At 72.7% G+C, this 16,452-nt stretch carries 17 protein-coding genes; 10 read left to right on the top strand and 7 right to left on the bottom strand.

Going from position 1 to position 16,452, the window contains the following annotated elements; genetic code table 11:
- Positions 1–43: 43 nt before the first annotated feature.
- Complete coding sequence (locus JK359_RS26885; RefSeq protein WP_201840767.1) at positions 44–493, bottom strand: ATP-binding protein; 450 nt, start codon at positions 491–493, stop codon at positions 44–46.
- A gap of 309 nt (positions 494–802) precedes the next feature.
- A complete protein-coding gene (locus tag JK359_RS26880) occupies positions 803–1,789 on the bottom strand; it encodes a VldE C-terminal domain-containing protein (RefSeq protein ID WP_201840764.1) in 987 nt (328 codons plus the stop codon).
- A 96-nt stretch (positions 1,790–1,885) separates the two neighbouring features.
- On the opposite strand from JK359_RS26880, the gene dapE reads away from it, so the two are divergent.
- The gene (gene dapE, locus JK359_RS26875; protein ID WP_201840761.1) at positions 1,886–2,965 is read left to right on the top strand and encodes a succinyl-diaminopimelate desuccinylase; all 1,080 of its coding nucleotides are present in this window, start codon (positions 1,886–1,888) and stop codon (positions 2,963–2,965) included.
- Positions 2,966–3,072: 107 nt separating this feature from the next.
- Entirely contained in the window at positions 3,073–3,831 is a 759-nt protein-coding gene (locus tag JK359_RS26870; protein WP_201840758.1) for an LOG family protein, read from the top strand.
- 226 nt (positions 3,832–4,057) lie between these two features.
- Here JK359_RS26870 and folP read toward each other — a convergent pair whose 3' ends face one another.
- Positions 4,058–4,918 (bottom strand): dihydropteroate synthase, encoded by an 861-nt coding sequence (gene folP, locus JK359_RS26865; protein ID WP_201840755.1) that lies wholly within the window; start codon positions 4,916–4,918, stop codon positions 4,058–4,060.
- 138 nt (positions 4,919–5,056) lie between these two features.
- Between folP and JK359_RS26860 the strand changes: the two genes are divergently transcribed.
- Positions 5,057–5,410: a DivIVA domain-containing protein gene (locus JK359_RS26860; RefSeq protein ID WP_201840752.1), complete on the top strand. Its 354-nt coding sequence runs from the start codon at positions 5,057–5,059 to the stop codon at positions 5,408–5,410.
- Positions 5,407–6,006, top strand: a complete 600-nt coding sequence (locus JK359_RS26855; protein ID WP_201840749.1) for a DNA-3-methyladenine glycosylase I — start codon at positions 5,407–5,409, stop codon at positions 6,004–6,006. Before JK359_RS26860 ends, JK359_RS26855 begins: the two co-directional genes overlap by 4 nt.
- Positions 6,007–6,204: 198 nt before the next feature.
- On the opposite strand, the gene chcB is transcribed toward JK359_RS26855, so the two are convergent.
- Positions 6,205–7,008 (bottom strand): 2-cyclohexenylcarbonyl CoA isomerase, encoded by an 804-nt coding sequence (chcB, locus tag JK359_RS26850; protein ID WP_201840746.1) that lies wholly within the window; start codon positions 7,006–7,008, stop codon positions 6,205–6,207.
- Positions 7,009–7,380: 372 nt separating this feature from the next.
- Between chcB and JK359_RS26845 the strand changes: the two genes are divergently transcribed.
- Positions 7,381–7,548, top strand: coding sequence for a DUF3117 domain-containing protein (locus JK359_RS26845; RefSeq protein ID WP_018544333.1), 168 nt, complete (start codon positions 7,381–7,383; stop codon positions 7,546–7,548).
- A 252-nt stretch (positions 7,549–7,800) separates the two neighbouring features.
- On the opposite strand, the gene JK359_RS26840 is transcribed toward JK359_RS26845, so the two are convergent.
- A complete protein-coding gene (locus JK359_RS26840; RefSeq protein WP_236678519.1) occupies positions 7,801–8,496 on the bottom strand; it encodes an O-methyltransferase in 696 nt (231 codons plus the stop codon).
- Between the two features lie 236 nt (positions 8,497–8,732).
- Here JK359_RS26840 and sigE point away from each other — a divergent pair, with 236 nt between their 5' ends.
- The 5 genes from sigE to JK359_RS26815 all read left to right on the top strand — a co-directional run bounded on the left by sigE (position 8,733) and on the right by JK359_RS26815 (position 14,169).
- Positions 8,733–9,446: an RNA polymerase sigma factor SigE gene (gene sigE, locus JK359_RS26835; protein ID WP_201840744.1), complete on the top strand. Its 714-nt coding sequence runs from the start codon at positions 8,733–8,735 to the stop codon at positions 9,444–9,446.
- Entirely contained in the window at positions 9,443–10,447 is a 1,005-nt protein-coding gene (locus JK359_RS26830) for a zf-HC2 domain-containing protein (RefSeq protein ID WP_201840742.1), read from the top strand. Before sigE ends, JK359_RS26830 begins: the two co-directional genes overlap by 4 nt.
- A 131-nt stretch (positions 10,448–10,578) precedes the next feature.
- On the top strand, positions 10,579–12,675 hold the full coding sequence (locus JK359_RS26825) for a S1C family serine protease (RefSeq protein WP_201840740.1): 2,097 nt from the start codon (positions 10,579–10,581) through the stop codon (positions 12,673–12,675).
- Between the two features lie 84 nt (positions 12,676–12,759).
- On the top strand, positions 12,760–13,194 hold the full coding sequence (locus tag JK359_RS26820; RefSeq protein ID WP_201840738.1) for a sec-independent translocase: 435 nt from the start codon (positions 12,760–12,762) through the stop codon (positions 13,192–13,194).
- Positions 13,195–13,503: 309 nt separating this feature from the next.
- The gene (locus JK359_RS26815) at positions 13,504–14,169 is read left to right on the top strand and encodes a hypothetical protein (protein WP_201840736.1); all 666 of its coding nucleotides are present in this window, start codon (positions 13,504–13,506) and stop codon (positions 14,167–14,169) included.
- A 10-nt stretch (positions 14,170–14,179) separates the two neighbouring features.
- Here JK359_RS26815 and JK359_RS26810 read toward each other — a convergent pair whose 3' ends face one another.
- Together JK359_RS26810 and JK359_RS26805 are read right to left on the bottom strand one after the other, a co-directional pair.
- Positions 14,180–14,956 (bottom strand): hypothetical protein, encoded by a 777-nt coding sequence (locus JK359_RS26810; protein ID WP_236678487.1) that lies wholly within the window; start codon positions 14,954–14,956, stop codon positions 14,180–14,182.
- 356 nt (positions 14,957–15,312) lie between these two features.
- Positions 15,313–16,446 carry an Mrp/NBP35 family ATP-binding protein gene (locus JK359_RS26805; RefSeq protein WP_059252450.1) on the bottom strand — a complete coding sequence of 378 codons (1,134 nt, stop codon included), beginning with the start codon at positions 16,444–16,446 and terminating at the stop codon, positions 15,313–15,315.
- Positions 16,447–16,452 lie beyond the last annotated feature (6 nt).

Here is a 16,452-nt window from a genome sequence, read left to right as displayed (position 1 = left end):
GGGAAAATCCCTGGGCCCCGTCGGCCGGTCGGAGCCGGGGCGCTCAGCCGAGCGGCAGGCCCTTGGCCGGCAGCGACGACGTCGGCAGCCCGCCCTTGGTGAGCGAGTCCGTCGGCAGCCCGCCCTTCGTCGCACCGGCCGCGGCGTCCCCGAGGACACCCCCCGCGGTCCCGGCCGCGCCACCCGCGGTCTTCTGCGCGGCGGGCGCCGCCGTCCTCAAGGCACCGCCGCCGGCCTTGCCGGCGGCCGGCACCGCCTGCTGGACCGCCTTGCTGCCGGTGTCACCCGCGAGCGAGGTGACGTTCTTCGCGGCACCGTCGACGGTGTTGCTGACGTGTGCCCCGTCCAGTGCGGTCACGCCGCCCAGGTTCGGGTTGGTCGCCGGCAGATTCGTGGCCGCACCGGCGGAGCCGGCCGCACCGACCCCGGCAGCCGCTCCCGCTGCGACGAGCAGCGCGGCACGGGCGATCCGGCGGGTCAGAGGGAGGGACATGATGCTCCATTCGACGGGAGGAAAACGGTGCCGTCCGGACCGGACGTGTCGTCGTCCGGACGGTTCGTGTCCGGGCTCGGACGCCGTGACTACCGCTCGAAGCCCGCGAAGGTTGCGGACGCACCGGGTAAAGAATGGATAACGCATCGCATTATCAGGTGTGGATAAAAACGGGCAAACGGCGTCTGCCGGAAAGTCCGCAGAATCCTTCCGGCCCTTGATTTCCAAGGACTTCCGGACCCGGCACACCATCCGCCCGCGCGGCCTGGCGACCTCCCGCCGCACAACCCGCCGGAGTGATCCGCCGTACTACTGTCCGGTCACGATCCGGACCGTGCCCGCGGACCTCTCCGCCCCGGCGGTCCCGCCCGCCGTCCGCCACTCGCCGCCGCCGCTCCCCGCGGCCCACTCCCGCCCGGCGTACGACACCCGCTGGATGTGCAGCGCCGCGGAGTTGGCGACCGCCCACTGCGCCACCTGCCAGCCCCGCTCGCGCTCGTCCCGCCCGGCCGAGGCCGCATGCGTGCCACCGGCCACCGGAACGGTCACCGTCCGCCCGTGCGCGGTCGCGGTCACGCTCGGTGCGGGAGACGGCGTCGGCACGGGCGTGCCGCCCACCTCCGCACCCGTCTCCTGCAGCGCGTCCCGCCCGAAGTCCCGCACCAGCGCGGTCCGTACCGCGCCCGGACCCGTCGCCGACGCCGTCCGCTCCGGCCGCCCGTCGCAGGTCAGCGTGGCCGCCGCACGCCCGGTCAGGGCCGCCGCCAGCAGCGTGGCGTCCGGCTCGTGCTTGGCGTAGGCCTCCGGGTAGCCGCTGCGCTGCACCCGCTGCGCCGCCACCGTCAGCGGCAGGCCGGTGTAGTCCGGCACCCTGGCCAGGTGCGCGTAGAACATGCCCGACGCGTACGCCGGGTCCATGATCTGCCGCTCGGTGCCCCAGCCCTGCGAGGGCCGCTGCTGGAACAGGCCCAGGGAGTCCCGGTCACCGTGCTCGATGTTGCGCAGCCCCGACTCCTGCAGGGCGGTCGCCAGCGCGATCGTCACGGCCCGCTCGGGCATCCCGCGGCCGGTACCGACGGCGGCGATCGTCGCCGCGTTCACCGCCTGCTCCGGCGTGAACTCGTACGACGCCCCGTCGCCCGAGGCCGAGACCACCTTGCAGCCGCGCGCTCCGCCGCCTCCGGTGACGTACTGCACCACGAGGTAGGCGGCGACGCCGCACAGGACCAACAGGGCCGCACCGAAACGGAAGAGACGGCCGCGGCGCTTGGGACGGGTGGGGGACGGCTCTGACACGCGTACAAGGTACTGGAGCCCCGCCCGACCCTTACGGGGGGTTCCACGCCGCGCGGCCGAAACGGCCCCCGGAACCGGCGCGCTAGGGTCGGAGCCATGGCCGACACCTCGCTTGACCTCACGCTCGACGCCGCCGCGCTCACCGCGCAGCTCGTGGACTTCCCCTCCGAGAGCGGCACCGAGAAGCCGCTCGCGGACGCCGTCGAGGCCGCCCTGCGCGCCCTGCCGCACCTGACGGTGGACCGCTACGGCAACAACGTGGTCGCCCGCACGCACCTGGGCCGCGCCGAGCGCGTGATCCTGGCCGGCCACATCGACACCGTCCCGATCGCGGACAACGTGCCCTCGCGGCTGGACGAGGACGGCGTGCTCTGGGGCTGCGGCACCTGCGACATGAAGTCGGGCGTGGCGGTCCAGCTGCGCATCGCGGCCACGGTCCCCGCCCCCAACCGCGACCTGACCTTCGTCTTCTACGACAACGAGGAGGTCGCCGCCGAGCTGAACGGGCTCAAGCACATCGCCGAGGCCCGTCCCGAGTGGCTGGCCGGTGACTTCGCGGTGCTGCTGGAGCCCTCCGACGGCCAGGTCGAGGGCGGCTGCCAGGGCACCCTGCGGGTGCTGCTGAAGACCAAGGGCGAGCGGGCCCACTCGGCACGCGGCTGGATGGGCTCCAACGCCATCCACACCGCCGCCCCCGTCCTGGCCCGCCTGGCGTCGTACGAGCCGCGCCGACCGGTCATCGACGGCCTGGAGTACCGCGAGGGCCTGAACGCGGTGCGCATCGGCGGGGGAGTCGCCGGAAACGTCATCCCGGACGAGTGCGTGGTCACGGTCAACTTCCGCTACGCCCCCGACCGCACCGAGGAGGACGCGATCGCGCACGTCCGCGAGGTGTTCGCGGACTGCGGTGTCCAGGAGTTCGTGGTCGACGACCACAGCCCCGGCGCGCTGCCCGGCCTCTCCCACCCGGCCGCCGCGGCGTTCATCGAGGCGGTGGGCGGCACTCCGCAGCCCAAGTTCGGCTGGACGGACGTCTCCCGCTTCTCCGCGCTCGGCGTGCCGGCCGTCAACTACGGCCCCGGCAACCCGCACTTGGCGCACAAGCGGGACGAGCGCGTGGAGACGGCGAAGATCCTCGCCGGCGAGGAGCGCCTGCGGGCCTGGCTCACCGCGTAGACCGCGGGGCGCGGCACGGCTGCACGCCGGACATGCTCACGTCCCCCCTCCGTAACCCGCGTAGATCTACTCTGAGATCGAACTACCGGCAAGCGGAGGGAGCGCACATGGCTACCGGCAACCCCGAGGGGAAGAAGCAGCCGCCGGACGAGCAGCGACTCGGACCGGTCCTCCGACGGCGGTCACAGGTGACGCCCAGTACGACCGACCAGCGGCTGCTGGACGAGCGCGCCCCCTCGGACTGGGTCCACACGGACCCCTGGCGGGTGCTCCGCATCCAGTCGGAATTCATCGAGGGCTTCGGCACGCTCGCCGAACTCCCGCCCGCGATCAGCGTGTTCGGGTCGGCGCGGACGAAGGCCGACTCCCCGGAGTACGAGGCGGGCGTCCGCCTCGGGCGCGGTCTGGTGGAGGCGGGCTGGGCGGTGATCACCGGCGGTGGCCCGGGCGCGATGGAGGCGGCCAACAAGGGGGCGCTGGAGGCGGGCGGTGTCTCGGTCGGCCTCGGCATCGAGCTGCCCTTCGAGCAGGGGCTGAACCCGTACGTCGACATCGGCCTGAACTTCCGCTACTTCTTCGTCCGCAAGATGATGTTCGTGAAGTACGCACAGGGCTTCGTCGTCCTGCCCGGCGGCCTCGGCACCCTGGACGAACTCTTCGAGGCCCTCACCCTCGTCCAGACCCAGAAGGTGACCCGCTTCCCGATCGTCCTCTTCGGCAGCGAGTACTGGGGCGGCCTGGTGTCCTGGCTGCAGAACACCCTGGTCGCCCAGGGCAAGGCGGCGGACAAGGACCTGATGCTCTTCCACGTCACGGACGAGGTCGAGGAAGCGGTGGCCCTGGTCTCCAAGGAAGCGGGCCGCTAGCCCACCCCGGCACCGCCCCCGAGCGCCGGCCCACCTCACCGAGGGCGGCCTCCGTGGCCCCGCTCACCGTGCCGTGGGCGGGCGCCGGGGCCTGGCTCGTTGGGCCGGTAGGGGGCTCCGGGGCCCGGTTCGCCGGGCTCCGGGGCGGGGTCGTTGCTCGCTCTCCTGCCGACCGAGTCGGGAGGGCAGGGCAGGGCGGGGGTCCGGGGGGAGCCCCCCTGCTACCTCAGGCCAGGCCGCGGCGGGCCACCGCAGGATCCCGGTGCCCGGCGATCGACGCCACCATCTCCAGCACCTGCCGGGTCTCCGCCACCTCGTGCACCCGGTACACCTGCGCCCCGAGCCACGCGGAAACGGCGGTCGTGGCCAGCGTACCGATCAGCCGCTCCTTCACCGGCCGGTCCAGCGTCTCGCCGACGAAGTCCTTGTTGGACAGCGACACCAGCACCGGCCACCCCGTCGCCACCATCTCGTCCAGCCGCCGCGTCGCCTCCAGACTGTGCCGCGTGTTCTTCCCGAAGTCGTGCCCGGGATCGATCAGCACGGACTCCCGCGGCACCCCCAGCGCCACCGCCCGCTCGGCCAGCCCCACGGTGACGTCCAGGATGTCGTCCATGACGTCGTCGTAGGTCACCCGGTGCGGCCGGGTCCGCGGCTGCGAACCCCCGGCGTGCGTGCACACCAGCCCCACCCGGTACCGCGCCGCGACCTCCGCGAGTCCCGGGTCGACCCCGCCCCACGCGTCGTTCAGCAGATCCGCGCCGGCCTCGCACACGGCCTCTCCGACCTCGGCCCGCCAGGTGTCCACGCTGATGATCACGTCCGGGAAGCGCCGCCGTACCTCGGCCACGAAGCCGACCGTCCGCCGGGCCTCCTCCTCCGCGGAGACCTCCTCGCCGGGGCCGGCCTTCACCCCGCCGACGTCGATGATCGCGGCGCCCTCGGCCACGGCCTGCTCGACCCGGGCGAGGGCCGGCTCGTCGAGGAACGTGGCTCCCCGGTCGTAGAAGGAGTCCGGAGTCCGGTTGACGATCGCCATGATCACCGGTTCCCGCGGCCCGAATTCCCGCTTGCCCAGCCTGAGCATCCCCTGTGACCTCTCTTAGTACGTCCCGCGGCAGCGCCGCCTGTGACCCTAACTGTCAGACTCGCATGGCACGATCGGACCCTGACACATTCAGCATCCGGCACAGCGTCCGGTTACGAGCGTGGGGACCTTACGGCGATGGTGATGTTCTTGTTCCTGGTCGTCGCGCTGGCCGTCGTGGTCGCCGCGGTGACACTGGCCGTGGTGGGCGGCGGCGAGAGCGGCCCGCTGCCCGAGGCGGCGCCCGAGCGGCTGCAGGACCCGCTGCCCGCGGACCGCCCGGTGGGCCGTGCGGACGTGGAGAGCCTGCGCTTCCCGGTCGCCCCGCGCGGTTACCGCATGGCCGACGTCGACGACGCCCTCGGCCGGCTCGCCGCGGAACTGGCGGAGCGGGACGCCCGTATCGCGGACCTGGAGTCCGCGCTGGCCGGAGCGAGAACCGCCGCCGCGCACGCCCGCCTGGACAAGCCGGGCCACGAGGACCGGCGATGACCGCCGGAACCGCCGTCGCGGGGCCCGACGGCGCACTGCGCTGCCCGTGGGCGCTGTCGACCGACGACTACGTGTCGTACCACGACGAGGAGTGGGGCCGCCCGGTCCACGGCGACGACGCCCTGTTCGAGCGGCTCAGCCTGGAGGCCTTCCAGTCGGGCCTGTCCTGGATCACGATCCTGCGCCGCCGCCCGGGCTTCCGGGCGGCCTTCGCCGGCTTCCACATCGAGAAGGTCGCGGCCTTCACCGACACGGACCGCGAGCGCCTGCTGGCCGACGCGGGCATCATCCGCAACCGGGCCAAGATCGACGCGACGCTCACCAACGCGCGCGTGCTCGCCGACTGGGCCGAGGGCGACCTGGACGACCTGATCTGGTCCCACGCCCCGGACCCGGCGACCCGTCCGGCCCCGAGGACCCTCGCCGACGTCCCTGCCGTGACCCCGCAGTCCACGGCCCTGTCGAAGGCCCTGAAGAAGCGGGGACTGAGATTCGTCGGCCCGACGACGGCGTACGCGCTCATGCAGGCGTGCGGCCTGGTGAACGACCATCTGGAGGCATGCGTGGCGCGCTCCACCGACCCGTCCGGCGGGTGAGGACGGGGCCGCGAGACCGACGGGGGCCGGGAACCCGGCCCCCGGGGACGACAACCACCGGCCCGCGGACGCACAGGGGCGGCGGCCCGCATACCAGTACGTGCGGCCCCTGGGGGCGACACCCACCGGCCCGCGGGCGCACGGGGTCGGCGGCCCGCTTACCGGAACGTACGGGCCGGCGCCCCGGGGACGTACGGGTCAGCGGCCCAGGTACTTCGGCTTCTCCTTGTTCACGAACGCCTGCACCGCGATCGCGTGGTCCTCGGACTGCCCGGCCCGGGTCTGCAGCTCGTCCTCCTTCTCCAGCGTCTCGGAGAGGGAGTGCGTGAGCCCGTACGCCACCGCTTCCTTGATCGCCGCGTACGCCACCGTCGGCCCCTCGGCCAGCGCCCGCGCCACCTTCTCGGCCTCGCCGCGCAGCTCCGCGGACGGGACCACCCGGTTGGCGATGCCCAGCTCCAGCGCGTCCTGGGCGCTGATGCTGCGCGGGAAGAGCAGCAGGTCGGCGGCGCGGCTCGGACCGATCACCCGGGGCAGGGTCCAGGAGATGCCGGAGTCGGCGGTCAGCGCCACGCCGGCGAACGAGGTGTTGAAGCCGGCGGTGTCGGCCACCACGCGGTAGTCCGCGGCGAGCGCGAAACCGAACCCGGCCCCGGCCGCGACGCCGTTCACGGCCGCCACCACCGGCTTCGGCGCCCCGGCGAGGGCCCGCACGATCGGGTTGTAGTGCTCCTTGACCGTGCTCATCGTCTGCCCGGAGCCGGTCTCCCGGTCCGCGGCCAGCAGCCCGATGTGTTCCTTGAGGTCCTGGCCCACGCAGAACGCCCGGTCCCCGGCCGCGGTGAGCAGGATCGCCCGTACGGCCGTGTCCGCGGCCGCGGATTCCGCCGCCTCGCGGAGAGCCGCCTTCGTGGCGACGTTCAGCGCGTTCATCGCCTCGGGACGGTTCAGCGTGATCGTCGCGAGTCCGTCGCTCACCTCGTAGAGCACGGTGTCGGCCATGGCGCATCCCCTCCGGTTCGCGGCTGGTGACGTACCGCTCAGTACGTCCATGTCTGAGGACAGCATGGCGGAGATCGCGGTCCAAGGGCCGGACCGGACGTGTGACCTGCGTCAAAGAAAATCACGGTGCAGCAGGCCGGCCGGAGTCGGTGCGGTGGCGCAGTATCGCAGCCACATCGCCGAATTGGGTGGTTTTGCTCGCGCGCGTTGCCCAAGCGATGCCTACCGATGTTGGTCATCGGGTCCGTCGATGCGGGATAATGGCTGGGAAGCAATGTGTTCGATGCCGGTGTCGCCTGTCCGATAGGGACGGCGGGTGCCCTCCCGGGGCTGTCGGCAGACGATGAGCTGGTTTCAGGAAGGGGAACGAGCATGGCGGCCATGAAGCCGCGGACGGGTGATGGCCCGCTCGAGGTGACCAAGGAGGGGCGGGGCATCGTCATGCGCGTTCCGCTCGAAGGCGGCGGTCGACTCGTCGTCGAGCTGACCCCTGACGAGGCCGAGGCGCTCGGCGACGCCCTGAAGAAGGTCGTCGTCTGACGTCCCAGCGATCAGTCCTACCGGCTGCCCCGGCATCGTACGCGGTGCCGGGGCAGCCGCGTCCAGGGACCCGGGCGGTGGTTCCCGCCCGCGGGCTCGCCCCCCGGTGCCTGCGGGTTCGGCGCCCCAGGGTTCGGCGCCCCAGGGCTCAGCGCCCCAGGGTTCGGCGCCCCAGGGCTCAGCGCCCCAGGGTTCGGCGCCCCAGGGCTCAGCGCCCGTAGGTCAGCGCCCGTCGGTTCGGCACCCGTGGGTTCAGCGCTTGACGGCGCACAGCAGCCCGTCGCCGACCGGCAGCAGCGAGGGGACCAGGTCCTGGCTCTCGCGCACCGTGCGCAGCAGCTCGCGCAGCCGGAGCACCTCGGTCGGCTGCGGTCCCGAGTCGACGGTGCGGCCGTTGGCGAAGACGCCCTCGAACACCACCAGACCGCCCGGTCGCAGCAGGCGCAACGATTCAGCGAGGTAGTCCAGGTACTCCAGCCGGTCCCCGTCGCAGAAGACGAGGTCGTAGCCGGCGTCCGCGAGACGTGGCAGGACGTCCAGGGCGCGGCCGGGGATGAAGCGGGCCCGGTTGCTGGCGAAGCCGCAGACCCGGAAGGCCTGCCGGGCGAACTGCTGGTGCTCCGGCTCCAGGTCCACCGTGGTGAGCACGCCGTCCGGCCGCATCCCGTGCAGCAGATGGATCCCGGACACCCCACAGCCCGTACCGATCTCCGCGACCGCCTTCGCGTCCACGGAGGCGGCGAGCAGTCGCAGCGCGGCGCCCGTGCCGGGCGACACCGAGCGCAGCCCTGCCTCGCGGGCCCGGTCGCGGGCCCAGCGCAGCGCTTCGTCCTCGGCGACAAAGGCGTCGGCGAACGCCCAGCTCGTCTGCCGGTTGCCGGTAATGACCCTCTCCTGTCCCCTGGTTGCCTGGGCGTGACTGTATCCGTTGGTGACGGGAACCCGCAGATGAGCCCGGGCGTTTATAGGGATGTAGCGGTAGCCGGCGACGCGACGGGGGGCGAGAGGTGGACCAGGACGCCGAGCAACTGCTGACGCAGCCGCATGAGCCGTGTCAGCGCGTATCAAATTCTCGTAAAACCGCTTATCCGGAGCTAACGGGCGAGGTGGCTATGGTAGGGGCTCCACTGGACACCACCAGAGCCGACAGGGGAGGTGCGGCTGCGCCCGGAGACCGGGGCGGAGTGCTGCGGCGCTTCCTCGGGTCGGCGGGCAGGCCGAAATCCGTGACCGACACCGCAGCTGACCACCACGCCACCGGTTCCGCCGCAGGCGAGACCCAGACCGCGACCTTCGCCACCGACGCGGACGGGCAGGCGTGGACTCCGCCCACGTGGGACGAGATCGTCAGCATGCACAGTGGCCGCGTCTACCGCCTCGCGTACCGCCTGACGGGCAACCAGCACGACGCCGAGGACCTCACCCAGGAGGTCTTCGTCCGTGTCTTCCGCTCCTTGTCGACGTACTCGCCGGGCACCTTCGAGGGCTGGCTGCACCGCATCACGACGAACCTCTTCCTGGACATGGTCCGGCGCAAGCAGCGCATCCGCTTCGACGCCCTCGGCGAGGACGCGGCCGACCGCCTGGCCAGCCGCGAGCCCACCCCGCAGCAGCTGTTCAACGACGCCCACTTCGACGCCGACGTACAGCAGGCGCTGGACACCCTCGCGCCCGAGTTCCGCGCCGCCGTCGTCCTGTGCGACATCGAAGGACTGTCGTACGAGGAGATCGCCGCGACCCTCGGCGTGAAGCTCGGCACGGTCCGCTCCCGTATCCACCGCGGCCGGTCCCAGCTCCGCAAGGCGCTCGCACACCGCTCCCCGGAAGCCCGTGCCGCCGAGCGGCGCTCCTTCCTGACCCGTGTCCCCGCTCTGGGGGGAGGGGGCGCGACCGCGTGACCGGATCACGACCGAAACCTGTCCGGGAGGCGCACCTCGCGGAGCAGCACCTGGGAGACCGGCTCTCCGCCCTGGTGGACGGGGAGCTGGGTCATGAGACGCGGGAGCGGGTCCTCGCGCACCTGGCCACCTGCGCCCGGTGCAAAGCCGAGGCGGACGCCCAGCGCGCCCTGAAGAACGTGTTCGCGGAGGCGGCCCCGCCGCCGCCCTCGGCGAGCTTCCTGGCCCGCCTGCAGGGCCTCCCCGGGGGAGGCGACCCGGACGGCGGCACCCCTTCACCCGGCAGCGGGCTGTTCGGCCGCGACCCCGGCGCCGGAGCCTTCGGCGTCGGGCGCGACGAGCGCCTCCCGTTCGGGTACGTACCGGCCGGTGTGCACGGCTATGCCGCCGCCCGCCCGCAGAGTGCCGCTCCCGAGGACCGCGGCTTCCGTATCCATCCCGTCGGCCGCCCGGACGACGGCCGTTCCGCATCGCGAGGGCTGCGCTTCGCGTTCGCCGCCGCCGGTGCGGTGTCGCTGGCCGCGGTCGCCCTCGGCGGCGTGACCGGTGCCGTCCCCGGCGACCTGACCGCGGAGGCCCGCGGCGGCTCCGGCACCGGCAGCAACGTCACCCCGACGGGCACCGGTGCGGGCTCGGCCACCCCGGACGGCCAGCGCCGCCGGCCGGTGGGCCCGCTGCTCGCCCAGGGTGGCGCGCTGCTCGGCCAGACACCCGACACGCCGACCTCCCTCTCGGCGCCGCTGGTGCCCGGGATACCCGCCCCGCTCGGCGGACAGGGCCGGACCGATGCGGTGCGGGGCGTCACCACGCCGGTGCTGGCCGGTGCGGCAGCCGTGTCCCCGCTGATACGTCCGCTGGACGAGACGATGGCCCTGCCGCTCGCCGACGGCTCCACCACGCCCGGAGTCACTGGCTCCGGACTGCTGTCCGCCCCCGTCCCCGACACCACTCCCGCTCCCTCCGCCTCCGCCGCCTCTCAGCAGTCGCCCCAGTCGCCCTGACCGGCCACTGCGCCCCGGCTCGCGAACCTGGTTGAATCCCGTGAGAGCCGTGCCCGCGGCGACGACCCGGGCGCGCAGACGATGTTCCGTGGCCGCGGCAGCGCGCTGTCGCGGCCGGCCGTGGGGAGAGCATGAACGAGGCGAACCGTGTCCCGCCGGTGGACGAACCGGCGGGAGCGGCGGGGGAGACACCGCCCGACCGCGCGGATGGCGCCGACCGCGTCGACAGTGCGGAGCGTGTCGAGCGTGCCGACCGCGTCGGGAGTGCGGACCGTGTCGAGCGCGCCGACCGCGTCGAGAGTTCGGACCGTGTCGGGAGTGCCGGCCGCGCCGGTCGCATCGGGAGTGCCGCACCGGACCTCACCGGAACCGAGCAGTCGCCGTCCGTCCCCGCGCAGAGGGCACCGGTGGCCGCACCGGCGCCCGCGGAAGGCACCGACGGCGACTTCGAACTGGCCAGGCCGGCCCCGGTTCCTGATGCGGGGCCGGCGGACGCCGAAGCGGTGGATACCGAGGTGCCGGGCGCCGGAGTGACGGATGCCGGGGACGCCGAGGTCGTACGGGCGGAGCCTGGGCAGGCGGAGGGTGCCTCCTGGGCGGCCCCCGCCGAGCGGCCGAAGCCGCTGCACGACCCCGACCCGTACAGCACACCGCCGTACGGCGAGCCCGGCCCCTGGGCACCCGCCCCGCCGGTCCTGCACCCGGCGGCCACCCCGGCACACGGCACGGACGTACCCGCACAGGCGGCCCCTCCGGCCCCCACGCCCACAGCCCCCACGCCCACAGCCCCCATGCCCGCGGCGCCCATGCCCCCAGCCCCCATGCCCGCGGCGTCCATGCCCACCGCCCCCATGCACACAACACCCATGCCCCCGGCGGTCACGCCGCCGGCGCCGGCGGCGGCGACCGCGCAGGCTCCCGCTCCCGCTCCGGCGCCCGTTCCCGTGCCCTCTCCCGCTCCCGCCCCCGGCGGCCCGGCCGGGGACTCCGCTGCGCCGTCCGCCGACCCCTGGGGGCGTTACGACCCGTGGGCCGCCGGGTCCGCCAAGGAGCAGGCGCTGGCCCGGGGGCCCTTGCAGCAGACCGGCGCCGGAGTGCTGACGCGTGAGCAGCGCAGACGCCGCGGGATGCGCTTCCTGCTCGCGTGGACCGTCGTCGTCGCCCTCGTCTCCGCGGGCATCGGCGGAGCCGTCGGCGCCTACGTCGAACGCGAGGGCGCCGACGACGGGATACAGCTGCCGCAAGCCGGGGGCGTGCCCGCCGACCGGGCGCCGGACAGCGTCGCCGGCATCGCGGCCCGCGCCCTGCCCAGCGTCGTCACCCTGCACGTACGGGGAACCGACGAGGCGGGCACCGGCACCGGCTTCGTCCTCGACGGCCAGGGGCACATCCTCACCAACAACCACGTCATCCAGCCCGCCGGGTCGAGCGGCGAGATAACCGTGACGTTCAGCAGCGGCGACACGGTGCGGGCCAAGGTCGTCGGCCGGGACAGCGGTTACGACCTCGCCGTCGTCGAGGTGCACGGCGTCCACGGCCTCACCCCGCTGCCCCTGGGCAACTCCGACGACGTCCGGGTCGGCGACCCCGTGGTCGCCATCGGTGCCCCCTTCGACCTGGCCAACACCGTCACCTCGGGCATCATCAGCGCCAAGGAGCGGCCCATCACGGCGGGCGGCGAGAAGAGCGACGGGAGCGACATGTCGTACGTCGACGCGCTCCAGACCGACGCCCCCATCAACCCGGGCAACTCCGGCGGTCCCCTGCTCGACTCCCGGGCCCGGGTCATCGGGATCAACTCCGCCATCCGCTCGGCCGACAGCGGCTCCGCCTCCGGGAGCGGACAGGCCGGCTCCATCGGCCTCGGCTTCGCCATACCGGTCAACCAGGCCAAGCGGGTCGCCGAGGAACTGATCGACAAGGGCCGGGCGAGCCACCCCGTGATCGGCGTCCGGCTCGACATGGGCTACACCGGCGACGGTGCCCGTATCGACACCAAGGGCCGGGACGGGCACCCCGTGCTCGCCGAGGACGGCCCCGCGGACCGGGCCGGCATGGCCGAGGGGGACGTCATCACCGAGGTCGACGGCGAGCGCGTCCACTCCGGCGAGGAGCTGATCGTCAAGATCCGCGCCCACCGTCCCGGCGACCGGCTCCGCCTCACGGTCGAGCGCGGGGGGACCGAGCGGGAGATCTCACTCGTGCTGGGCGCCTCGGAGCAGAACTGACAGAAGTCTCACCATGGGACGGTACCGGTCGGACGGGAACGCCGGGTACCGTTGAGCGACCGAGGACATCGCAAGGAGCGTCAGGTGTTCAATGACATAGGACCACTGGAGCTGGTGACGATCGTCGTGCTCGCCGTGCTCGTCTTCGGTCCGGACAAGCTCCCGAAGGTGATCCAGGACGTGATGCGCACGGTCCGGAAGATCCGCGAGTTCTCGGAGAGCGCCAAGCAGGACATCCGCACCGAACTGGGTCCGGAGTTCAAGGACTTCGAGTTCGAGGACCTCAACCCCAAGACGTTCCTCCGCAAGCAGCTGGACAACGACGACCTGGGGCTGAAGGAGATCCGCAACGGCTTCGACCTGAAGAAGGAGATGGCAGAGGTCACGGACGCGGTCAACAGCCGCGACAACGGAACCCCCGCCTCTGCTTCCCCGTCCTCCGGCGGGCGCATCGACATGACGAAGAAGCCCGAGACGCCCGACGGCGCGCGGCCGCCCTTCGACGCGGACGCCACCTAGCGGGACTGCCCCCCGGGTGCCGGCACGCGGGACCTCCACCACCGGCGGGCCCACGTTCCGCCGGCTCGTTCCCGGTCCTCCCCGCCGACACGCGCAGGCGGGCGCACGCCGCGCACGTGACGCGTTTCATAACGCACACCCGTCGCGCACGGCCTGAACAGGCCGTTCGCGCGACCCACGCATCCAGCGCCTGCCCTGCGGGTCTCACCGGTGTGGATATGCTGCCGAGTTGTTGTGCGGACCGGACGAGTACGCCCGAAGGGGGGCGGGCCGCCCCGGTCCGACGAGAACGAGGAGGCGTCCAGGCAGATGGAGACGACGAGTCGGGTGGGCGCGCAGGCGCCGGTCGCGGAGGGCGGGCAGCAGCTGCCCTCCGCCCGGCGTACGGTCGACGGTTACCTGCAGGCGCCCTTCCCGTGGTACGGCCTCGACGAGGCCTTCACGGGGCCGCGCTGGCTGATGCAGGTCGGCACGGCGGCCGACGGCGCCGTAGAGCACGGTTCGATCGGGCACGGGGACGAGCCCTCCGTACGGGGAGAAGCGGGCTCCGCCGGTGAGCCGCGGGAGAAGTTCGCGGTCGTCGTCACCGTCGCCGCGCAGCCGTCCCGGAGGAGCGCCGACGGTACGGGGCTGCTGGAGGCCACCTCGGTCTCCTCCGCCGCGTGGCTCGCCGGGGTGGGGCTGCTGTCGTTCACCTGGCCCGGGCAGATGGATCACAGTCTCCGGGACGACTGGCTGGAGCAGCAGACGGAGACGGCGTGGGCCCTGGCCGACGATCTGGAGGGGCCGGAGTGGTCCCGGCTCTCTCTTCCGGTGGACGGGGTGTCGGCGTCGTTCCACTACCGGGAGTCGGAGTTCGGCTGGGTCCTGGCCGGCACGACCGAGGCGGGGGTCCACCTGGGGGCGTACGGGCGGGGCATGAGCGCGTACGGGCTCGGGTTCGCCGTGGTGAAGGACGTCTCCGCCTACGCGTGAGGGCGGGGGGTCACCGGTCCGACCCCTTGATCTGATGATGGGAGATCTCTTCCCGTGCAGTGCGCCACCGTGACCGAGTCTGCTCGACCACGTTGGCCCACTGCCGGCGGACCTCACGGTCGCCGGGGCGGCGGCCGTCACGGATCCGGCTGAGTTCGTCCCGCACCTCTCGTCCCAGGGCCGCCGATGCAACCAGGGCGAGCATGACCGCGAAGAGGGCGGAGATCATTGCGAAGACCGCACCGACCACCCCGTAGCGTGTGGCGGAGGAGTTGAACAGATGCGGCAGGTAAAGGGTCGCGCCCACTGAATAGGCCGCCGTCAGGGCGGCGCCGGTGACGCCGAAAGGAAGAAGGGCCGGCCATCCGATCCGCTTCGCCGACAGGATCCAGCCGCTGAGGACGAGGAACGCCGCGGTCACCACCGCTTTGCTCACCAGGGCCACCAGGTCCAGCGCGTACCCGCCCGGGAGCGCGGAGAGCAGTGCGATGACCACGGCGTAGCCACCGAAGGCGAGGATCCACCACGAGCCGTTGCGCGTGTTGCGCACACTGAGCGGTTTGAGTTCCCAGGCCTGTTCGAAGAGCCGTTGCGCGGCGCGCGTGAAGCTCAGCACCGAAATCATCAGGAACACGACGCCGACGATGCCGAAGGTCGCGCTGGTCCCTTCGGTGGAGGAGAACAGCGAGCGGACCGCCGTGGCGCCTGCTCCGGTGAGGTCGTAGCGTTTGATGATCCGCTCTGCGGCGTCGTAGTGCGCGAAGACAGTGCCGAGGAGGATGGACAACGGGACCAAGGTTGTCAAGGCGCTGGACGCCAGGGCCATCGAGCGGTCGAAACCCGCGATCTTCTGGAACCGGTTGATGACCCGCAGCGCGAACGCGGGCCGGAGCCAGAACGTCAGCGCTCTGACGAGGCGCTCTCGGTTGATCTCCGTCGTCCTGCCTTCCCTGAGGATCGGGGCGTTCGTGGGCGACGCGAGCCTAACGGACGGCCGTTGGACCGATGCGGGGCGACACGACGAGCGGCGTGCCGTGCAGGGCGGGAGCGCTCGACGTCGACCGACGCCGGGAAACGTCGACGGCTCCGCCGCTGGTCAGAGGAGCGACCGAGGGCGGAGCCGCAGAGCGCGGGCGCGCGATGTCAGAACTTGTTCTTCGGGGTGATGCCCAGGGACAGGCCCGACAGACCACGCTGGCGGCCACCGAGTTTGCCGGCGATGGCGCGCAGGGCCGAGCCCGCGGGGGAGTCCGGGTCGGTCAGGACGACCGGCTTGCCCTCGTCGCCGCCCTCGCGCAGGCGGACGTCGATGGGGATGTTGCCGAGGACCGGGACGGTCGTGCCCGTGGTGCGGGTGAGGCCGTCGGCGACCAGCTGGCCGCCGCCCGTGCCGAAGACGTCGACCATCTCGCCGCAGTGCGGGCAGGGCAGGCCCGACATGTTCTCGACCACGCCGACGATCTTCTGGTGGGTCTGTACGGCGATGGAGCCGGCGCGCTCGGCCACCTCGGCAGCCGCCTGCTGCGGGGTGGTCACGACCAGGATCTCGGCGTTCGGGATCAGCTGGGCCACGGAGATCGCGATGTCACCGGTGCCGGGCGGGAGGTCCAGCAGGAGGACGTCGAGGTCGCCCCAGTACACGTCCGCGAGGAACTGCTGGAGGGCGCGGTGCAGCATCGGGCCACGCCAGACGACCGGGGCGTTGCCCGGGGTGAACATGCCGATGGAGATGACCTTCACGCCGTTCGCGGAAGGCGGCATGATCATGTTCTCGACCTGGGTGGGACGGCCGTCGGCGCCGAGCATGCGCGGCACGCTGTGGCCGTAGATGTCGGCGTCCACGACACCGACCTTCAGACCGTCGGCCGCCATCGCCGCGGCGAGGTTGACCGTCACCGAGGACTTGCCGACGCCGCCCTTGCCGGAGGCGACCGCGTAGACCCGGGTGAGGTTGCCCGGCTTGGCGAAGGGCACCTCGCGCTCGGCCTGGCCGCCGCGCAGGGCCGCCGCCAGCTCCTTGCGCTGCTCGTCGCTCATCACGTCGAGGGTGACGTCGACGCGGGTGACGCCCTCGACCCGGGAGACCGCCTCGGTGACGCGCTGTGTGATCGTGTCGCGCATCGGACAGCCGGACACGGTCAGGTACACGGTGACCGCGACCGCTCCGTCCGCGCCGATCTCCACCGATTTGACCATCCCCAGTTCGGTGATGGGTCGGTTGATCTCGGGGTCGTTCACCGTCGCCAGTGCCTCGCGCACCGCGTCTTCCGTAGCCATAAGGAC

Origin of the sequence: Streptomyces actinomycinicus, from assembly GCF_016741775.1 — a bacterium.
Lineage (GTDB): Bacteria > Actinomycetota > Actinomycetes > Streptomycetales > Streptomycetaceae > Streptomyces > Streptomyces actinomycinicus.
The sequence above is the reverse complement of the archived record's forward strand: the minus strand, read 5'-3'. Positions and strand labels throughout refer to the sequence as shown.